The following is a 16,474-nucleotide window of genomic DNA, read 5'->3' as shown; positions in this document are numbered from 1 at the left end:
GCGGCGAAGCGGCGGCCAAAACGGCGAAAGGAGGCGGCCGATGCGGACGATGCGGGTGCTCATCATCGGCGGCGGCGGGCGGGAGCACGCCCTCGGCTGGGCGATCCGGCGCTCGGCGGAACGGAGCGGGCGGGCGGTGGCGCTCTTTTTTGCCCCGGGCAACGCCGGGACGGAGGCGATCGGGACCAACGTGCCCCTTTCGGCGACGGACGCGGACGGCCTCGCCGCCTGGGCGAAAGAGGCGGCCATCGACCTCGCCGTCGTCGGGCCGGAGGCGCCGCTCATGGCGGGGGTGGCGGACCGGTTCCGGGCCCGGGGGCTTAAGGTCGTGGGCCCGGAACGGGCGGCGGCCCGCCTGGAGGGGAGCAAGGCGTTCGCCAAGGCGCTCATGGCGGCGACCGGCGTGCCGACGGCGGAATTTCGCGTCGTCGACGATGCGGCGGCGGCCCGGCGGGCGGTGGCGGAATTCGGCTTTCCGGTGGTCCTCAAGGCGGACGGGCTGGCGCAGGGGAAGGGGGTCCTCATCGCCCGGGACCACACGGAGGCGGAGGCGGCGCTCGCGGCCTTCTTCGTCGAGCGGCGCTTCGGCGACGCGGCGGCGCGGATCGTCGTCGAACGCTTCCTCCCCGGGCGGGAGGTGTCGGTGATGGGCGCCGTCGCCGGCGAGGCGGTCGTCCTCTTCCCGCCGGTCCGGGACTACAAGCGGGCCTACGACGGCGACGCCGGGCCGAACACCGGCGGCATGGGGGCGATCCTTCCGCCGCCGGATGTGACGCCGGAGGGGCTCGGGCGGATCGAGCGGGAGGTCTTCCGGCCGATCCTCGCCGGCCTGAAGGAGCGCGGCCTCGAATACCGGGGGATTTTGTACGCCGGCCTCATGCTCACCCCGGAGGGGCCGAAGGTGCTGGAGTTCAACGTTCGCTTCGGCGATCCGGAGACCCAGGCCCTCGTCGTCGGAGCGCCCTTGGACTGGCTGGCCCTTTTGTCGGCCGTCGCGGACGGAACCCTCGACCCGAGCGACCCGGCGCTTCGCCGGCCGGCCGGAGCAAAGGCGCCGCAGGCGGCGGTGGCCGTCGTCGCCGCCCGGGAGGGATACCCGACGGAGAGCCGGCCGCCGATCGAGCTTCCGGCGCTGGACGGGGATCCGCCGGCGCGGCTTCGGAAGGAAGGGGCGCCGGGCGATCGGGCGCCGCTTGAAGAGGCGCCGGACGAGCTCGTCCTCTTTCACGCGGGGACGTTCCGCCGGGCGGGGAAGCTTTTCGCCGGAAGCGGCCGGGTGTTTGCCCTCGTCGCCGGCGGCGCGTCGCTTTCGGCGGCCCGAGCGCGGGCGTACGACGCGCTTCGGCGGCTTCTTCCGGCGGAAAGCGGGCTCTTTTACCGGACGGACATCGGCGAAAAAGAAGCGGCGGAGATGGACGTCGGCGAACCGGGCGCGAAAGCCCCCGGAGATGGGGCCGGTCCTGAAGCCCCCTGAGGCGGACCCGGCGGCACAAAGGGCGAACAAGGTCGATCGATGACGCCGGTCCGGGAGGGCGGCGGCCGGCGTCGGCCGAAAAAAGCGGCGGCAAAAGAAAACGGGGGCAAAACAGCCAAAAAGCGCGGCGGAGCGCCTCTTTCGGCCTGCGGGCCGGCCGGGGGAGGCGATCTGGCCGCGCTTTTTGGATTGCGCTACAATGACGCTGACGTCTTTTGGTGTCTCCGTCGGTTCGGAGGTCGGGCGCCGGGGAAAGAAGCGGATCTCTCGAGCCGCCGGCCGGGGGCCGTCGGTCGAGAGAAAGGAGGGGGGCGATGGAGCCGCTTTTTCGTCTGGAGGGGGTCGTCGTCGCCGAGGCGGACGGCCGGCGGCGGATCGACGGCCTTTCGGCGACGATCGAATCGGGGGAGCGCCTCGCCGTCCTCGGCCCGTCGGGGGCGGGGAAGTCGACGCTTCTTTTTTTGCTGAACCGGCTGCTCGATCCGACGGCCGGGTCGATCTTCTTCCGCGGACGGCCGCTTCAAGCCTACGACCCGCGGGAGCTTCGGCGGTCGGTGGTCCTCGTCCCGCAGCGGGCGACGGCCGTTTCGGGAACGGTGGCGGACAACGTGTGTCTCGGCCGCCGGATCCACCGCCTGCCGTGTCCGCGGGAAGCGGTGGCGGAGATGCTCGCCGCCTTCGGTTTAGACACCGGCCTCATCGATCGGGACGCCCGCGCGCTTTCCGGAGGAGAGCTGGCCCGCGTCGCCCTCGCCCGGGCGGTCCTGCTCGCGCCGGAGGTGCTTCTCCTCGATGAGGCGACGGCGAGCCTCGATCCGCCGAGCGCCGAAGGGGTCCTGCGGGCTCTGTTTGCGGGACTTTCGGCGCGGGGCGAAGGGGAGCGCACCGTCGTCTGGGTGACCCACGACTGGGCGCTGGCCCGCCGCTTGGCGTCGCGGATGTGGTGGCTTGAGCGGGGACGGCTGAGCCGCCCGCCGGAAGGCGCGGATGAAGCCGGGGCCGAAGGCGAAACCCGCGGGACGGCCGCCGGGGAAGGCGGCGCCCGGCGCTAATCGCGGGGGAACACCGGGACCGGAAGGAGGGGTCAAGGTGCCGGAGTGGAAAGAGGCGCTCTCCGTGCCGGCGTTCGGTCTCGGGTTCATGCTCCTCGTCGGCGCGATCGCTTACGGGCTCCGGCTGGATCTGACGCGGGAGATCGCCGTCGGCACAATCCGGACGTTTCTTCAATTGATGGCCGCCGGGGCGGTGCTGTCCTGGCTGTTTCGCGCCCGCTCGCCCGCGTGGCTTCTTCTCCCCCTCGGCGCGATGCTCGGCGTCGCCGCCTGGACCGCCTGGAAAAAGGCCGGGCGGCGCCCCGGCGCCTTCTTCCGCATTGCGCTCGCGTTGACGCTGGCGGAGGCGGTGGCGATGGGGCTTTTTTTCGGCCTCCGAATCGTTCCGGCCCGCCCGGAAACGATCGTGCCGATGAGCGGCATGATCGTCGGCAACGCGATGATCGTCGCCGGCCTGTTTTACGATCGTCTGCTGGCGGGCCGGCGGGAACGGGAAGAGGTGCTGATCCTCTGGCTTTCGCTCGGCGCCGACCGCCGGCAGGCGTACCGGGAGATCGCCCAAGAGGCGGTGCGGGCAACGATGCTGCCGAGCCTGGATACGCTGAAGACGGTCGGGATCGTCCAGCTTCCCGGCATGATGACGGGGATGATCGTCGCCGGAGCCTCGCCGCTTTTGGCGATCGGGTACCAGATCCTCATCATGTACGCCATCGCCGGGGGGGCGGCGGTGACGGCGGCCACCCTGTACGTCCTGTCGGTGCCGCTCGTGTTCACCTCCGCCCATCAGCTCCGGCGGTAGGCGGGACGGAGGCGGCCGCCGGGTCCCCGCTTCGGCCGGCGCCCGGCCGCTTCACGCCGGCCGGGTCTCGGGGCCGCCCGGGCCATTCCTTGGCGTCGACCGGTGCCGGCTCGGGGTTTGCCGGCGGGATCGGGATCGCCCGGATCGCTTAGGAGTGAAAGACCTCCCGGATGACGTCGAGGGCGAAGTCGAGTTCGGCGTCGCCGATCGTAAGCGGCGGGGCGAAGCGAAGGACCGTCTCCCGGGTCTCTTTGACGAGGAGCCCCTTTTCCAGGAGCCGCTCGGCGTAGGGGCGGGCCGGGACCCGGAGCTCCATGCCGATGAGGAGTCCCCGGCCGCGGACGTCGACGATGTCCGGGTGACGGATGGCTTTGAGGGCGGCGAGAAAGCGTTCGCCGAGGGCGGCCGCCCGTTCCGGAAGCCGTTCTTCCTCGATGACTTCGAGGGCGGCGAGGGCGACGGCGCAGGCGAGGGGGTTGCCGCCGAACGTCGAGCCGTGGGAGCCGGGGTCGAAGACGTCGAGCACCGTTTCGTCGGCGGCGACGGCGGAGACCGGGTAGACGCCGCCGCCCAAGGCTTTGCCGAGGATGTAGACGTCCGGGACGACGCCTTCCCAGTCGCAGGCGAACATCCGGCCGGTGCGGCCGAGGCCGGTCTGAATTTCGTCGGCCATGAAGAGGACGCCCTGGGCCCGGGTGAGGGCGTACGCCTCCCGGAGATAGCCCTCCGGCGGGACGACGACGCCGCCTTCGCCCTGGATCGGCTCGACGAGGAAGGCGACGGTGTTCGGCGTGATCGCCGCCCGGAGGGCGTCGATGTCGCCGTAAGGGACGATCTTAAATCCCGGCGTGAACGGGCCGAAGCCGTCCCGATAGGCCGGTTCCGACGAAAACGAAATGATCGTCGTCGTCCGGCCGTGGAAGTTGCCGTGAGCGACGATGATTTCGGCGGCGCCGTCCGGGACGCCCTTCTTCCGATAGCCCCAGCGCCGGGCGGCCTTGATCGCCGTTTCGACGGCTTCGGCGCCGGTGTTCATCGGGAGGACGCGGGATTTGCCGGTGATCTGGGCGATTTTTTCCAGACAGGGGGCGAGCCGGTCGGTGTAAAACGCCCGCGACGTGAGCGTCAGCCGGTCGGCCTGCTCCTTGAGCGCCCGGATGATCTTCGGGTGGCGGTGGCCCTGGTTGACCGCCGAATAGGCGCTCAGAAAATCGAGGTAGCGCCGGCCGTCGACGTCTTCGACCCAGACGCCCTCGGCCCGGGCGAGAACGACGGGGAGCGGCGCGTAGTTCCGGGCGCCGACCGCCTGTTCGCGGGCGATGAAGGAATCGGAGCGGCGCATGGGGAGGCCCTCCTTTCGTTTCGGGCACTTCACGGACAGTCTATCGTTCGGCGGTGGCGGGCTCAAGGGCGGCCGGTCTTTTCGCGGGATGAACCCGACCGCTCCGGCAGGAGGTCGGCCGCCGGCGTCGAAATGAACCGTACAAAGGAGGCCTTCGATGATGAAGCGACCGAAGCGGCTTCGTCCGCCGTCGGCCCGGGAGCGGGCGGCGCTCATCCGGGTGGCCCGGCGGGAGGCGCCGGCGGACGTGTGGCTTTCCGGCGGCGTGGTGCTGAACGTTTTTACCGGCGAATGGCTTCGGGCCGAAGTCGCCTTCCTGGGCCGGCGGATCGCCTACGTCGGGCCGGAGGCGCCCCGCGTCGGGCCCGAGACGCGCCTCGTCGACGTCCGGGACCGGGTGCTCGTTCCGGGGTACATCGAACCGCACGCCCATCCGTTTCAGCTGTATCATCCGTGGACGCTGGCCGATTACGTCCTCGGCCGCGGGACGACGATGCTCATCGCGGACAACATGATGCTCTTTCAGCTTCTCCCCCTTCCGGCGTGGGAGCGGCTCATGGCGGCCTTTTCGGCGCATCCGGTGAAGTTTCTCTGGTGGGCCCGGACGACGCCGCAGGCGCACGATGGGCGCCTTTCGGCCCGGTACGCGCCGGAGCACCTCGCCGCCCTCGCCGTCCATCCCTTCGTCGTTCAGGCGGGGGAACTGACCGATTTTGTCCCGCTGGCCGCCGGCGACGAAGCAGCGCTCGCGCGGCTTTCGCCGTTTATCGAAGCGGAAAAGCGCATCGAAAGCCACGCCCCGGGCGCCTCGTACGAGACGCTCCTTCGCCTCGCCCTCGCCGGTGCCACGGCGGATCACGAGGCGATCGACGGCGAGGAACTCCTCCGGCGCCTCCGGCTCGGGTACTTTGCGCCCCTTCGCCACTCGTCGATCCGGCCGGATCTGCCGGAACTCGTCCGGGCGGCGCTGGAGGTGCCGGCGGCCTGGACCCGCCTCATGCTCACGACCGACGGGGCGACGCCGCCGGCTTTGACCGACGGCTTCCTGGACCGGCTGATCGCCCTCGCCCTCGAGGCGGGGGCGCCCCCGGCGTGGGCGTACCGGTGGGCGACGCTGAACGTCGCCGAGTATTACCGCCTCGACGATGCGGTCGGAGCGATCGCGCCGGGGCGGCTCGCCGACGTGAACGTCCTCGCCTCGCCGTCGGAGCCGACGCCCCTTTTGACGTGGGTCGAAGGGCGGCCGGCCTCGGAACTCCGGCTGCCGGAGCCGGCGTGGGAACGGCTTGTGCCGGAAGCCCGGCGCCAGAAGGTCCGCCCGGCGCCGCTTCGGCCGGACGATTTTCTTCCCCCCGGGGCACCGGGGGCGCCGCAGCCGATCGTCCACCTGCACAGCGACGTGATCACCGTCCTCGCCGAACGGCCGCTTCCGGTGCGCGGGGACCGGATCGATCCGGCGGCGCTCGGCGGGACGCTTCATCTCGCGGCGCTCGTCGACCGGGACGGGCGGTGGGTGACCGCCGCCGTGATGAGCGGCCTTGGGGAAGGATCCCTTGCCGTCGCGTCGACGTTTACCGCGAGCGCCGACGTCCTCGTCCTCGCCTCATCGCCGGAGCGGGCCCTGGAGGCGTACCGGGCGGTCGTCGAACGGCCGGGGATCGTCTGGCGGATCGGCGTCGGGGCGGCGGAGGAGGCGGGGTTTTTGCCGCTCCCCCTCTTCGGCCGCCTGAGCGACCTCGCCATGCCGGAGCTCATCGAGCGGACGGAAGCGTTCGTCCGCGCGATGCGGAAGGCGGGCTTTCCCCACCGGGACCCGCTGTACATGCTCCTTTTCCTGTCGTCGACGCATCTTCCCCGGGTGCGCCTCACCGAGCGGGGGCTCCTTTCGGTGAAAGACGGACGGATCCTGTCTCCCGTCCGGCGGCTTTCGGGGCCGGCGGCCGGCGGGACCGCCTGAACCGCGGATCGGGCGGGGCCGGTCCGGCCGCGGCGCCGGCCGGTCTTTCGGGAAAAAGCCCGGCGAGCCCGAGGGCGGGCGCGACGAGCCCGCTTAAGGCCGTCGGACATCGGGGCGCCTCCTCGGGGGATGGCGTCGGGGGCGAGGCGATCCCCGGGCCTCGGCGCGGTTCTACCGGGCCCCGGCGAGGTGGAGGATTTCCCGGGCCGCCGCTTCGGCGGCGTTCGGCGGGAGCGCCGACCGAAGGCGGAGACTCAGCGCCATCCGCGTCGTCGGGTCGGCGACCGTACCGACCCAGCGGAAAAAGGCGTCCGCCCCTCCGGAAGCGGCGAGCCCCTCATCCAGCAGGAAGCGCGCGTTTTCTTCCTCCGGACCGGGAAGGGGATCGAAGAGAAAAAGCGGGACGCCGACCGTGAGCGCCTCGGCGACGGTGAGGCCCCCCGGCTTGGTCACGAGGCCGTCGGCGGCGGCGTAGAGGGCGGCGACCTGGGGGGGAGAGAGGTACGGCAGGACGGCGAGGCGGTGGGGCGGCGGAAGGCGGAGATCGCCGAGCGTTTTACGGAGTCCGACGTTCCGCCCGGCGAGCACGGCGATGCGAAGGGGCGGAAGCGTCCTCCCGCCGTCGGCGAGGGGTTCCAGCAGGCGCTTTGCCCCTTCGGCCATCCCAAAGCCGCCGCCGGCGACGACGATTCGGAGCGGTTTTCCCGCGTCGGCGTCCCCTTGCAGGCGCCGCCTCCGGACTTCGGCCGCGGCGGAAAAGGCCGGATGGATGGGGATGCCGGTGACGCGGATGCGCTCTTCGGGAAGGCCGAGCGCGGCAAGGTGCGCCCGGGCGCGCCCGTGGGCGACCAGGAAGCGATCGATCTCGGGTTCGGCGACCGCCGGATGCGGCAGAAGGTCCGTCGCCACATAGGCGAGCGGGACGGCGAGGCCTGCCCGGCGTTTGACGCGGGCGAGGAAGAGGGCCGGAACCGGAGCCGTGATGGCCACGGCGGCGGGGCGCATCGCCTCGAGCAGGTGAAGGACGTGCCCCGCCAGGACCCGCGGGGGGCGGAAGGGAGCCGGGCGTCCGAGAGGGGCGGACCGGCCGAGGCGGAGGCGCTCCGGGAAGGAAAATTCGGGCCGCGGAACCCTGAGGCGCGGAAGGAGGATGAGCGGACCGCGGCGAAGCGAAATCGGGGGAAAACGAAAAAAGCCGGGGAAGACTTCGGCGGGCTTATTCCGCCCCGCCCGAAGGCGGGCGGTGAGCCGGTACGTCCCTCCGAGGAGTTCCGGGGCGCGGCTTAAGGTGAGCCGATAGCCCTGCAGCATGAGCGGATAAAGCTTCGGCGAAAGGGCGGCGTAAAGGTCGACGACGTGCACCGGACGGCCGGCGTCCAGATCGCGGACGGCGAGGGCCAGGGCTTCCGCCGCGCGGCGGTGGCCGTCGCCGAAGCCGCCGGTGACGATGAGGATGGGGGAGCCGGAAGCGGCGTCCACGGCCTTTCCCTCCTTTTCTGCCTCCATTGTAGCCGAACGTTCATCGCCATGTCGAAGACCGACGCGTTCGGTCTGGGAGAGGAGCGAGACCGATGTTGGCGGAGCGTCATCGTTCGATCCGGCGCCTCGTGCGCACGCTGTCGCTTGGGGCGCTTTCGCTCATTGTCCTTCTCGCCGGCTGCCGGAGCCGGCCGGCGTCCGAACCGGAGGCGCCGCCGGCCGACGGGCCGGCCGTCCGGGCGCCGGCGCCGGAGGAAAAGGGGGGCGACGCGGCCGTCGGGAAGCCGTACGTCTCGCCGCTTACGGGCCTTCCGACGGACGCCGCGCCGGGCCGGCGGGCGATCGTCGCCATCATCGAAAACAGCCCGGAGGCCCGGCCTCAGTCGGGGCTCGACCGGGCCGACGTCGTCTACGAACTTCTGGCCGAAGGCGGGATCCCGCGCTTTGCCGCCGTCTACCAGACGGCCGACGCCGGCACCATCGGCCCGATCCGGAGCATCCGGCCGTATTTCATCCGCCTCGCCGACGGCTTCGATGCGGTCATGGTCCACGCCGGCGGGAGCCCCGAGGCGCTGAAGACGATCGCCGATCGGGGGCTCCCGAGTCTGAACGGCCTTCTGGGCGAGGCGGACCCTTACTTTTGGCGGGCGTCGTTTCGGAAGGCGCCCCACAACCTCTACACCAGCCTGGAAAACGTCCGGGCCATGATGGACAAGAAGCATTACCGCGACACCGGCACCGTCCCCGGCTTTCGCTTCCTGGTCGATCCGTGGACGGGCCCCGGCCGCCCGGTCGGAAGCCCGGCGGACGAGCTTCTCGTTCGATACAACCCGTCGTACCGCGTGACGTACACGTACGACGCCGAATCCCGGACGTACCGGCGGGCGATCAACGGCCAGCCGCATTCGGACCTGGAGACGGGAAAACCGCTCACCGCGACGAACATCCTCGTCCTCTTCGCCCGGCACCGGATTCTGGATTCGGCCGGCCGTCTGGCGATCGACCTGGACGGCGGCGGCCGCGGCGTTTTCGTCAGCCTCGGCCGGGCCGTGCCGGTGACGTGGGAGAACGTCCGGGGTGTCCTTCGGGCCTACACGGAAGACCGGGCGGAGATCGCCTTCGCGCCGGGCCAGACGTGGGTCGAAGTCGTTCCGGACGTCGGCGCGACGGTTCAGTACCGCGGCGCCGGAGAGGCGCCGGACGGCGGGGCGCCGGCCGACGGCGGCGGGGCGGCGTCCCGGCCGTGACATTTTACAAAACTAAAGCGTTGAAGTATAATGTCGGCAAACGAAAGGGTGAGGGGTTCGAGGGTGGACAAAGGGGTGCTGGCGATGCGCCTGGAGAAGCTGAAGCCGTACGGCATCGATTTTTTGTTCGATGCGATCCTCACCTTGCGGACGCCGGAGGAGTGTTATGCGTTTTTTGATGACCTGTGCACGATCAACGAGCTCAAGGCGTTCGGCCAGCGGCTGATGGTCGCCAAGATGCTCCGGGACGGGGAGACGTACGCCGCCATCGAGGCCAAGACCGGCGCGTCGACGGCGACGATCTCCCGCGTAAAGCGGAGCCTTCACTTCGGCAACGACGGCTACGCCCTCGTCTTCGAGCGGCTGGAGCAGGCGGGGAAGCTCCCGCCTGCCGGCGCCGCCTTCGGAGACGGCCGGGAGGAAGCGGCGGCCGCCGACCCGCTTCGGCCCCCCGGGTCGAAAGCGCCGGCGGCCCGCGCCGGCAAAACGGCAGGAAGGGGCGCCGACGCGGCGGCCTTGGCGGCGGAGGTCCGGGACGAAGAGGCGCCGGATGAGGCCCGTGTCCGGCGAGCGGCGGCGCCGGGTCTTCCGTCCGAGGCCTAAAGCGGTCGACGGACGGCGGGGAGGGACGGGAGACGGGCGACCGCGGTTCCGGCGTCGGTCCGGCCTTCGGCGGAAGCGCCGCGTCCGGTCGAACGGTCCCGTCCCAGATCCCGGCCGCCGCCTCGGCCCGCGAACGCGGGCGCTTTTTTTATGCGCCCGCATCCGGTACAATGCGGGAAGAGAGGAGGCGCGCCGATGGAAGCGGTCGACACGCTTCTTCAGGGCCTCAACGACCGGCAGCGGGAAGCGGTGCTGGCCGGCGACGGACCGGTGCTCGTCGTCGCCGGTGCCGGAAGCGGCAAAACGCGGGTCCTCACCCACCGCATCGCCGCCCTCATCGCGCGGGGCGTCCCGCCCACCGGGATCCTCGCCATCACCTTCACGAACAAGGCGGCCCGGGAGATGCGGGAGCGGACCGAAGCGCTCATCGGCGAGGCGGCGCGGGACGTCTGGCTGATGACGTTTCACGCCTTTTCGGCCCGGGTGCTTCGGATCGACGGCGAGGCGATCGGCGTCGATCCCCGGTTTACGATCCTCGATGCGCAGGATGCCGACCGGCTGCTCGCCAAGGTGCTCCGGTCGCTCAATCTGGACGAAAAAAAATTTCCGCCCCGGACGATGCGGGCGAAGATCGGCCGGCTGAAAAACGAAGGCATCGACGTCGAGGCGTACGGCCGTCTCGCCGGCGATCCCGCCGCCCGGGTGCTCTTCGACGTCTACGCCGCGTATGAACGGGCGCTCGTCGAACACGCGGCGCTCGACTTTGACGGGCTGTTGCTTCAGACGCTCATCCTCTTTCGCCGGCGGCCGGACGTGCTGGAGAAGTACCGCCGGCGCTTCCGACACGTCCTCGTCGACGAATATCAGGACACGAACCGGGTGCAGTACCTTCTCCTGCGGGCCCTCGCCGGGGAGAACGGAAACCTGTTTGCCGTCGGCGACGGCGATCAGTCGATCTACCGCTGGCGGGGGGCCGATCTTCGCAACATCCTCGATTTCGAGCGGGACTTTCCCGGGGCGAAGACGATCCTGCTCGAAGAAAACTATCGCTCGACGGCGATCATCCTCGAGGCGGCCAACGCCGTCATCGCCCACAACACGGCCCGAAAGCCGAAGGCGCTCTGGACGCGCCGGGCCGGCGGCGAGAAGATCCGGCTGTATCACGCCATCGACGAAGCCGACGAGGCGCGTTTTATCGCCGAGGAGATCCGCGCCCTCGCCGCAGGCGGCGTCCGGCTCGGCGATGTCGCCGTCCTCTACCGGATGAACGCCCAGTCGCGGGCGATCGAAGGGGAACTGGCCCGGTTGGGGCTCCCGTACCGCGTCGTCGGCGGGCTTCGCTTCTACGAACGGAAAGAGATTAAAGACGTCCTCGCCTATCTCCGCGTCCTCGTCAACCCGGGCGACGCCCTGTCGCTGGAACGGATCTTGAACGTTCCCCGGCGGGGGATCGGCGAGACGTCGTGGCAGCGAGCGGTCGAGTACGCCGCCCAGGCGGGACTTCGGCCGTATGACGTCCTGGCGACGCCGGAGGCGGCCGGGGTCCGGGGTGCCGCGGCCAAGGGCATGCGGGCGCTTTCCGATCTTCTCGAGCGCCTCCGGGCGGATCTCGCCGCCCGCCCGCCTTCGGCGCTCCTTGAGGCGGTGCTCGAGGAGACGGGCTACCGGGCGATGCTCGAGGCGGAGGCGGAGACGGAGGAAGGGCGCGCGCGGCTGGAGAACGTCGCCGAGCTTTACTCGGTCTTTCAGGCGTATGAGGCGGAGGCGCCCGGCGGGACGCTGGCCGACTTCCTCGCCGACCTCGCCCTCGCCACCGACGTCGATCAGCTCGAGGCGGCGGACGCGGTGACGCTGATGACGCTCCACAGCGCCAAGGGCCTCGAGTTTCCCGTCGTCTTCATTCCCGGTCTCGACGAAGGCATCTTCCCGAACGGCCGGAGCCTGTTTGACGACGACGAGCTCGAGGAAGAGCGGCGGCTCATGTACGTCGGCATCACCCGCGCCAAGGAGCGGCTCTACCTCATCACCGCCGCCCAGCGGCGGCTCTTCGGTCGGGTGGAGCCGTCGGCGCCGTCGCGGTTTTTGAGCGAACTGCCGCCGGAGGTGCTCGAGATCGTCGACGGCTTCCCCGCGTCGCCCGGCGCCGGGGGGACGGCGGCCGTCGGCCTCATCCCGGCCGGAAGCGAGGGGGCGGGAGGGCCCACCGGGCCGCGGCCGGGAGGGGCCTTTCCCGCCCGGCCGGCGTCCTCTGCCGTCCCGGCCTCCGGCTTTGCCGCCGGCGACCGGGTCCGCCACGCCAAGTGGGGCGAGGGCGTCGTCATAGCGGTCGAGCGAAGCGGAGACGACGAGGTGCTCACGGTCGCCTTTTCGGCACCGCACGGCATCAAAAAGCTCCTTTCGGCATACGCGCCGCTCGTGCGCGCCTGACGGGGTGCCCCCGGACCGCTCGCCGCGGCCTCAAGCCGGTGAGGCATCGGCGGCATGCCGGCTCGTCCTTCGGCCGCACGCTTCTTTTCGGGCGCTTTTTTCTCCTTCATCGCCTCGGCGGGAAATGTTTCCGCCGAAACCATCCGTCGGTACCTCGAAGAATACGGCTCGACGGATCGGGAGGCCGGATCGGTGGACAAGCGGGAGCGAATGGAAGCGCTCGTTCGGCTTCTGAACGAATACAACTACTACTACTACACCCTCGGCGAACCGAAGGTGCCGGACGAAGAATACGACGCGCTCTACGACGAACTCGTCCGGCTGGAGCGGGAGACCGGCATCGTGCTGCCGGATTCGCCGACGCAGAAGGTCGGCGCGGAGCTTTCCGGCCAGTTTCCGGAGCACCGGCACCGGGTGCCGCTTCTTAGCCTCGATAAGACGACGACGGAGGCGGGGCTCCGATCGTGGGCGGAGCGGGTCGAGCGGCTCTGGGCGGAGGCGAACGCGGCCCGGGCGGCTCAGGGGCTTTCGCCCCTTCCGGCGCCGGTGTACATCCTGGAGCCGAAGTTTGACGGACTCACCGTCGTCCTCACGTACGAAGACGGGCGCCTGACCAAGGCCGCCACCCGGGGGAACGGCGAAGTCGGCGAGATGATCTTCGAGACGGTGAAGGTCATCCCGAGCGTTCCGCTTTCGATTCCGGAGCGGCGGGGGGTGTTCGAGTTTCAGGGGGAGGCGATCATGCCCCGGTCGCGGCTCCTCCGCTACAACGAAGAAAGTCCGGTCAAGCTCGCCAACACCCGGAACGGCGTCGCCGGGGCGCTCCGGAACCTCGATACGCGGGAAGTCCGGCGGCGGGGCGTCGACGTCTTTTTCTATCACGTGAACTACGCCTCCGACCGCCCCTTCCGGAGCCACCGGGAGATGATCGCCTTCATGCGGGAGATGCGGCTTAAGGTGACGCCGTATTCGGAAGCCTTCACCGATCTCGAGGCGCTCCTTCGAGCGATCCGGGAGAAAGAGGCGGAGCGGGCCGCCCTCGACTACGACGTCGACGGGCTCGTGATTAAGCTCGACGACCTCGCCACCCGGGAGGCCCTCGGCGCGACGGCGAAGGCGCCCCGCTGGGCGATCGCGTGGAAATTTCCGGCGGTGGAGGCGACGACCCGCCTCGTCGACGTCGTCTGGAACGTCGGTCGGACCGGAGTCGTCACGCCCCAGGCGGTGCTCGAGCCGGTGGAGGTGGGCGGGGTGGTCGTCCGCCACGCGACCTTGAACAACATCGAAGACATCGAGCGCAAAGGGCTCCGCTTCGCCCTCGGCCGCCTCGTGCGGCTCCGCCGGTCGAACGACGTCATCCCCCAGATCCTCGGCCCGGCGGAGGCGGCGGAGGAAGACCCGGCCCACGAGATCGTTCCGCCGGCCGCCTGCCCGGCGTGCGGGACGCCCCTCGAGCGGGAAGGGCCGTTTTTCTACTGTCCGAACACCCTCTCCTGCCCGCCGCAGCTCATCCGGCAGATCGTCCACTTCGCCCAGCGGGATGCGATGGATATCGAAGGGCTGAGCGAAAAGACGGCCGCCCAGTTCGTCGAGGCCGGCCTCGTCCGGGACGTCGCCGACCTCTACGCCCTCACCGCCGAGGCCCTCCTCGTCCTGCCCCGCTTCGGCGCCAAAAAGGCCGACAACCTCCTTGCGGCGATCGAGCGGTCGAAAGCCGTCTCCCTTGACCGGTTTCTCTTTGCCCTCGGCATCCACGGCGTCGGGAAGGAGACCGCCCGGCGGCTTGCGGAGCACTTCGGCTCGTTTGACGCCGTGTTCGGCGCCACCTTCGAGGCGCTTCAGGCCGTTCCCGGCGTCGGGGAGGTCGTCGCCGAAAGCATCGTCCACTTCTTCCGGGCCCCGCACGTTCGGGAGACGCTGGAGAAGCTTTTCGCCCGGGGCGTGCGGCCGCAGCCGGTGGCGAAGGAGCCGGAACCGAGAGATCGTCCGCTCGCGGGGCTCACCTTCGTCCTCACCGGCACGCTGGAGACGCTCTCCCGGGAGGAGGCGACGGCCCTCATCGAGTCGCTGGGCGGGCGCGTTGCCGGCAGCGTCTCCCGGAACACCGACTACGTCGTCGCCGGCGAAAAGCCCGGCTCCAAACGGGCCAGGGCGGAAGCCCTCGGGATTCCGATTTTGGACGGGGAAGCGGCCCTGCGGGCGCTCATCGAGGCCCGGCGGCAGGGCGATGGAAGCGGGGATCGCCGATGAGCCGCTGGGGCCGGGGGCTTCGTCTCGCCGCGGCGGCCGCGTTTTTTCTTCTGGCCGCCGGCTGCCTGCCAAAGGCGGCGACGGAAGGGGAGGCGCCGCCGGCGGCCTCACCGCCGGAGGTGACCTCGACGATTCCGCCGGAGGGCGTCCTCTACCGGATGCCGCTCCCCTACCGGCCCGGCCAGGGGCAACCGCCGTGGGAAAAGGTGTCCCGGGTCGATCGGGCCCGGTTTGAGCTCGGCCTCATGGCGCTCAGCCGAAAGACGTTTCCGCCGGAGACGCATCTTTACGAAGACGGCCAGCTCTTAAGCGCCGAGGAGATCGGAGACTGGCTCAAACCGTACGACCCCGAGCAAAATCCCGTCGGCCTGAACGACCCGGCCTATCGCCCTTCGCCATCGGGCAACGTCTTTCAGTTTTTCTGGGAGCAAGACTACCTCGACGCCCAGACCGGGGCCCTCGCCGGCGTGACGGTCGGGATGGTCTTGAATCCGACGGTAGACGTTCCCGCGGAACCGCAAGCGGCCGGCCAGGGCGCGATGAACCCGTGGATCGCCCGACCGCTCAAGCCGGAGGAGCTCGATCGCTATGCCCGGGACGCCGGCGAGAAGATCGCCCGGCGCCTCAGGGAAAAAGGCGTCGACGGCCCGATCGTCCTCGGCGCTTACCTCGCCTCGCCGCGGACCGCGTTCGAGCCGGGACATTTTTTTCTGACCGGGGAGCTCGCCAAGGGAGCGGCCGGCGGCGTTCGCTACACGCCCGTCTCCGAGCGGTATTTGCTCCTTCCGGCCTTGCAGGTGAGCGAGGCGGACAAGCGGCTTTCGCTCGTCTTTGACGAGTTCAAAGAGGCCCTGGAGCGGGCGTTTCCGCAGTTTTTGAGCGTCGTCGGCCTCGCCCGCCTGGACGGCGACCGACTTTTGGAACTCGATGCGACCATCACGGCGAGCTACCGCTCTCAGGGCCAGGTGATGGGCCTCGCCGAATACGCCGCCACCCTCGTCACCGACCGCTTTCCTCCGGAGGCGGACGTCGAGGTGATCGTCCAGTCCGCCAGCCGGCCGATCGCGCTCATCGTCCGGCCGCCGGGGAAAGAGGCGTTCGTGCATCTTTTTCGCCAGTAGGTGCCCGGGAGCCGGCCGCTCCCGACGCCGAGCGGAGACGGCAAAAAACCGGCCCTTCCGTCGCGGAAGGGCCGGTTTTTTCAGGGAACGGGATTTTTTTAACGGCCGGCGTTGAGCCGCCGGGCGATGTCGATCGCCCGGCGCACCTGATGCTCGGCCGCCCGGACGACCGCCTCCGGAAGGGGCGTGTCCGGCTCGGGGACCGTCGCCGACGTGCCGTAGGGGTTGCCGCCGGCGGCAAACACCGCCGGGTCGGTGTAGCCCGGCGGGACGACGATCGCGCCCCAGTGGTAGGCCGTGGTGTACAGGGAAAGGAGCGTCGCCTCCTGACCGCCGTGAGGATTTTGCGCCGAGGTCATGGCGGTGACGACCTTGTCGACGAGGGCGCCTTTCGCCCAGAGCGGCCCCGTCGTGTCGAGGAACTGTTTCAGCTGCGACGGGACGTTGCCGAAGCGGGTCGGGGTCGAAAAGACGATCACATCCGCCCAGACGAGATCGTCGGGCCGGGCTTCGGGGACGTCCCGGGTCGCTTCAACATGCCGCTTCCAGGCGGGATTTTGCTCGATGGCTTCCGGCGGGGCGAGCTCCGCCACCTTGCGAAGGCGGACTTCCGCGCCCGCCGCTTCGGCGGCGCGGGCCGCCGCCTGGGCCAGACGGTAATTGGTGCCTGTGGCGCTGTAGAAGATGACGGCAACGCGCATGATCCACGGTGGCCTCCTCTGA

General features: G+C 70.3%; 11 protein-coding genes and 1 pseudogene. 9 read left to right on the top strand and 3 right to left on the bottom strand.

Features of this window, described 5'->3' with window-relative positions; all coding sequences use genetic code 11:
* Positions 1 to 40 precede the first annotated feature (40 nt).
* The 3 genes from purD to SA87_RS11310 all read left to right on the top strand — a co-directional run bounded on the left by purD (position 41) and on the right by SA87_RS11310 (position 3,325).
* Complete coding sequence (purD, locus tag SA87_RS11320; protein WP_066441460.1) at positions 41 to 1,474, top strand: phosphoribosylamine--glycine ligase; 1,434 nt, start codon at positions 41 to 43, stop codon at positions 1,472 to 1,474.
* A 314-nt stretch (positions 1,475 to 1,788) separates the two neighbouring features.
* Positions 1,789 to 2,526: an ABC transporter ATP-binding protein gene (locus tag SA87_RS11315; RefSeq protein ID WP_066203228.1), complete on the top strand. Its 738-nt coding sequence runs from the start codon at positions 1,789 to 1,791 to the stop codon at positions 2,524 to 2,526.
* A gap of 37 nt (positions 2,527 to 2,563) precedes the next feature.
* The gene (locus SA87_RS11310) at positions 2,564 to 3,325 is read left to right on the top strand and encodes an ABC transporter permease (protein WP_066441462.1); all 762 of its coding nucleotides are present in this window, start codon (positions 2,564 to 2,566) and stop codon (positions 3,323 to 3,325) included.
* A 148-nt stretch (positions 3,326 to 3,473) separates the two neighbouring features.
* On the opposite strand, the gene rocD is transcribed toward SA87_RS11310, so the two are convergent.
* On the bottom strand, positions 3,474 to 4,667 hold the full coding sequence (gene rocD / locus SA87_RS11305; RefSeq protein ID WP_066203227.1) for an ornithine--oxo-acid transaminase: 1,194 nt from the start codon (positions 4,665 to 4,667) through the stop codon (positions 3,474 to 3,476).
* A 160-nt stretch (positions 4,668 to 4,827) separates the two neighbouring features.
* Between rocD and SA87_RS11300 the strand changes: the two genes are divergently transcribed.
* On the top strand, positions 4,828 to 6,624 hold the full coding sequence (locus SA87_RS11300; protein ID WP_066203328.1) for an adenine deaminase C-terminal domain-containing protein: 1,797 nt from the start codon (positions 4,828 to 4,830) through the stop codon (positions 6,622 to 6,624).
* Between the two features lie 171 nt (positions 6,625 to 6,795).
* Here the strand turns inward: SA87_RS11300 and SA87_RS11295 are convergent, their stop codons facing one another.
* On the bottom strand, positions 6,796 to 8,103 hold the full coding sequence (locus SA87_RS11295) for an MGDG synthase family glycosyltransferase (RefSeq protein WP_169816966.1): 1,308 nt from the start codon (positions 8,101 to 8,103) through the stop codon (positions 6,796 to 6,798).
* A gap of 92 nt (positions 8,104 to 8,195) precedes the next feature.
* Here SA87_RS11295 and SA87_RS11290 point away from each other — a divergent pair, with 92 nt between their 5' ends.
* The 5 genes and pseudogenes from SA87_RS11290 to SA87_RS11270 all read left to right on the top strand — a co-directional run bounded on the left by SA87_RS11290 (position 8,196) and on the right by SA87_RS11270 (position 15,751).
* Positions 8,196 to 9,350 carry a DUF3048 domain-containing protein gene (locus SA87_RS11290; protein ID WP_066203221.1) on the top strand — a complete coding sequence of 385 codons (1,155 nt, stop codon included), beginning with the start codon at positions 8,196 to 8,198 and terminating at the stop codon, positions 9,348 to 9,350.
* An 84-nt stretch (positions 9,351 to 9,434) separates the two neighbouring features.
* Positions 9,435 to 9,716: pseudogene (locus SA87_RS14145) on the top strand (YerC/YecD family TrpR-related protein); the annotation flags it as partial.
* A gap of 432 nt (positions 9,717 to 10,148) precedes the next feature.
* Positions 10,149 to 12,380, top strand: a complete 2,232-nt coding sequence (locus tag SA87_RS11280; RefSeq protein ID WP_066203219.1) for a UvrD-helicase domain-containing protein — start codon at positions 10,149 to 10,151, stop codon at positions 12,378 to 12,380.
* Positions 12,381 to 12,572: 192 nt separating this feature from the next.
* Complete coding sequence (ligA, locus tag SA87_RS11275; RefSeq protein WP_066203327.1) at positions 12,573 to 14,630, top strand: NAD-dependent DNA ligase LigA; 2,058 nt, start codon at positions 12,573 to 12,575, stop codon at positions 14,628 to 14,630.
* Positions 14,627 to 15,751 (top strand): CamS family sex pheromone protein, encoded by a 1,125-nt coding sequence (locus SA87_RS11270; protein ID WP_066203216.1) that lies wholly within the window; start codon positions 14,627 to 14,629, stop codon positions 15,749 to 15,751. Before ligA ends, SA87_RS11270 begins: the two co-directional genes overlap by 4 nt.
* Positions 15,752 to 15,849: 98 nt before the next feature.
* On the opposite strand, the gene wrbA is transcribed toward SA87_RS11270, so the two are convergent.
* The gene (gene wrbA / locus SA87_RS11265; protein WP_066203213.1) at positions 15,850 to 16,452 is read right to left on the bottom strand and encodes an NAD(P)H:quinone oxidoreductase; all 603 of its coding nucleotides are present in this window, start codon (positions 16,450 to 16,452) and stop codon (positions 15,850 to 15,852) included.
* Positions 16,453 to 16,474: the final 22 nt, after the last annotated feature.

It is taken from the genome of Hydrogenibacillus schlegelii (assembly GCF_001653195.1).
GTDB classification, from domain to species: domain Bacteria; phylum Bacillota; class Bacilli; order Thermicanales; family DSM-22653; genus Hydrogenibacillus; species Hydrogenibacillus schlegelii.
This window is presented reverse-complemented; position numbering and strand designations above follow the sequence as displayed.

What these genes read in the sequence shown, in the direction of transcription:
- rocD (WP_066203227.1), bottom strand. Translation starts at nt 4,667, where the DNA reads ATGCGCCGCTCCGATTCCTTCATCGCCCGCGAACAGGCGGTCGGCGCC.
- wrbA (WP_066203213.1), bottom strand. Translation starts at nt 16,452, where the DNA reads ATGCGCGTTGCCGTCATCTTCTACAGCGCCACAGGCACCAATTACCGT.
- SA87_RS11300 (WP_066203328.1), top strand. Translation starts at nt 4,828, where the DNA reads ATGAAGCGACCGAAGCGGCTTCGTCCGCCGTCGGCCCGGGAGCGGGCG.
- SA87_RS11290 (WP_066203221.1), top strand. Translation starts at nt 8,196, where the DNA reads ATGTTGGCGGAGCGTCATCGTTCGATCCGGCGCCTCGTGCGCACGCTG.
- SA87_RS11315 (WP_066203228.1), top strand. Translation starts at nt 1,789, where the DNA reads ATGGAGCCGCTTTTTCGTCTGGAGGGGGTCGTCGTCGCCGAGGCGGAC.
- SA87_RS11280 (WP_066203219.1), top strand. Translation starts at nt 10,149, where the DNA reads ATGGAAGCGGTCGACACGCTTCTTCAGGGCCTCAACGACCGGCAGCGG.
- purD (WP_066441460.1), top strand. Translation starts at nt 41, where the DNA reads ATGCGGACGATGCGGGTGCTCATCATCGGCGGCGGCGGGCGGGAGCAC.
- SA87_RS11270 (WP_066203216.1), top strand. Translation starts at nt 14,627, where the DNA reads ATGAGCCGCTGGGGCCGGGGGCTTCGTCTCGCCGCGGCGGCCGCGTTT.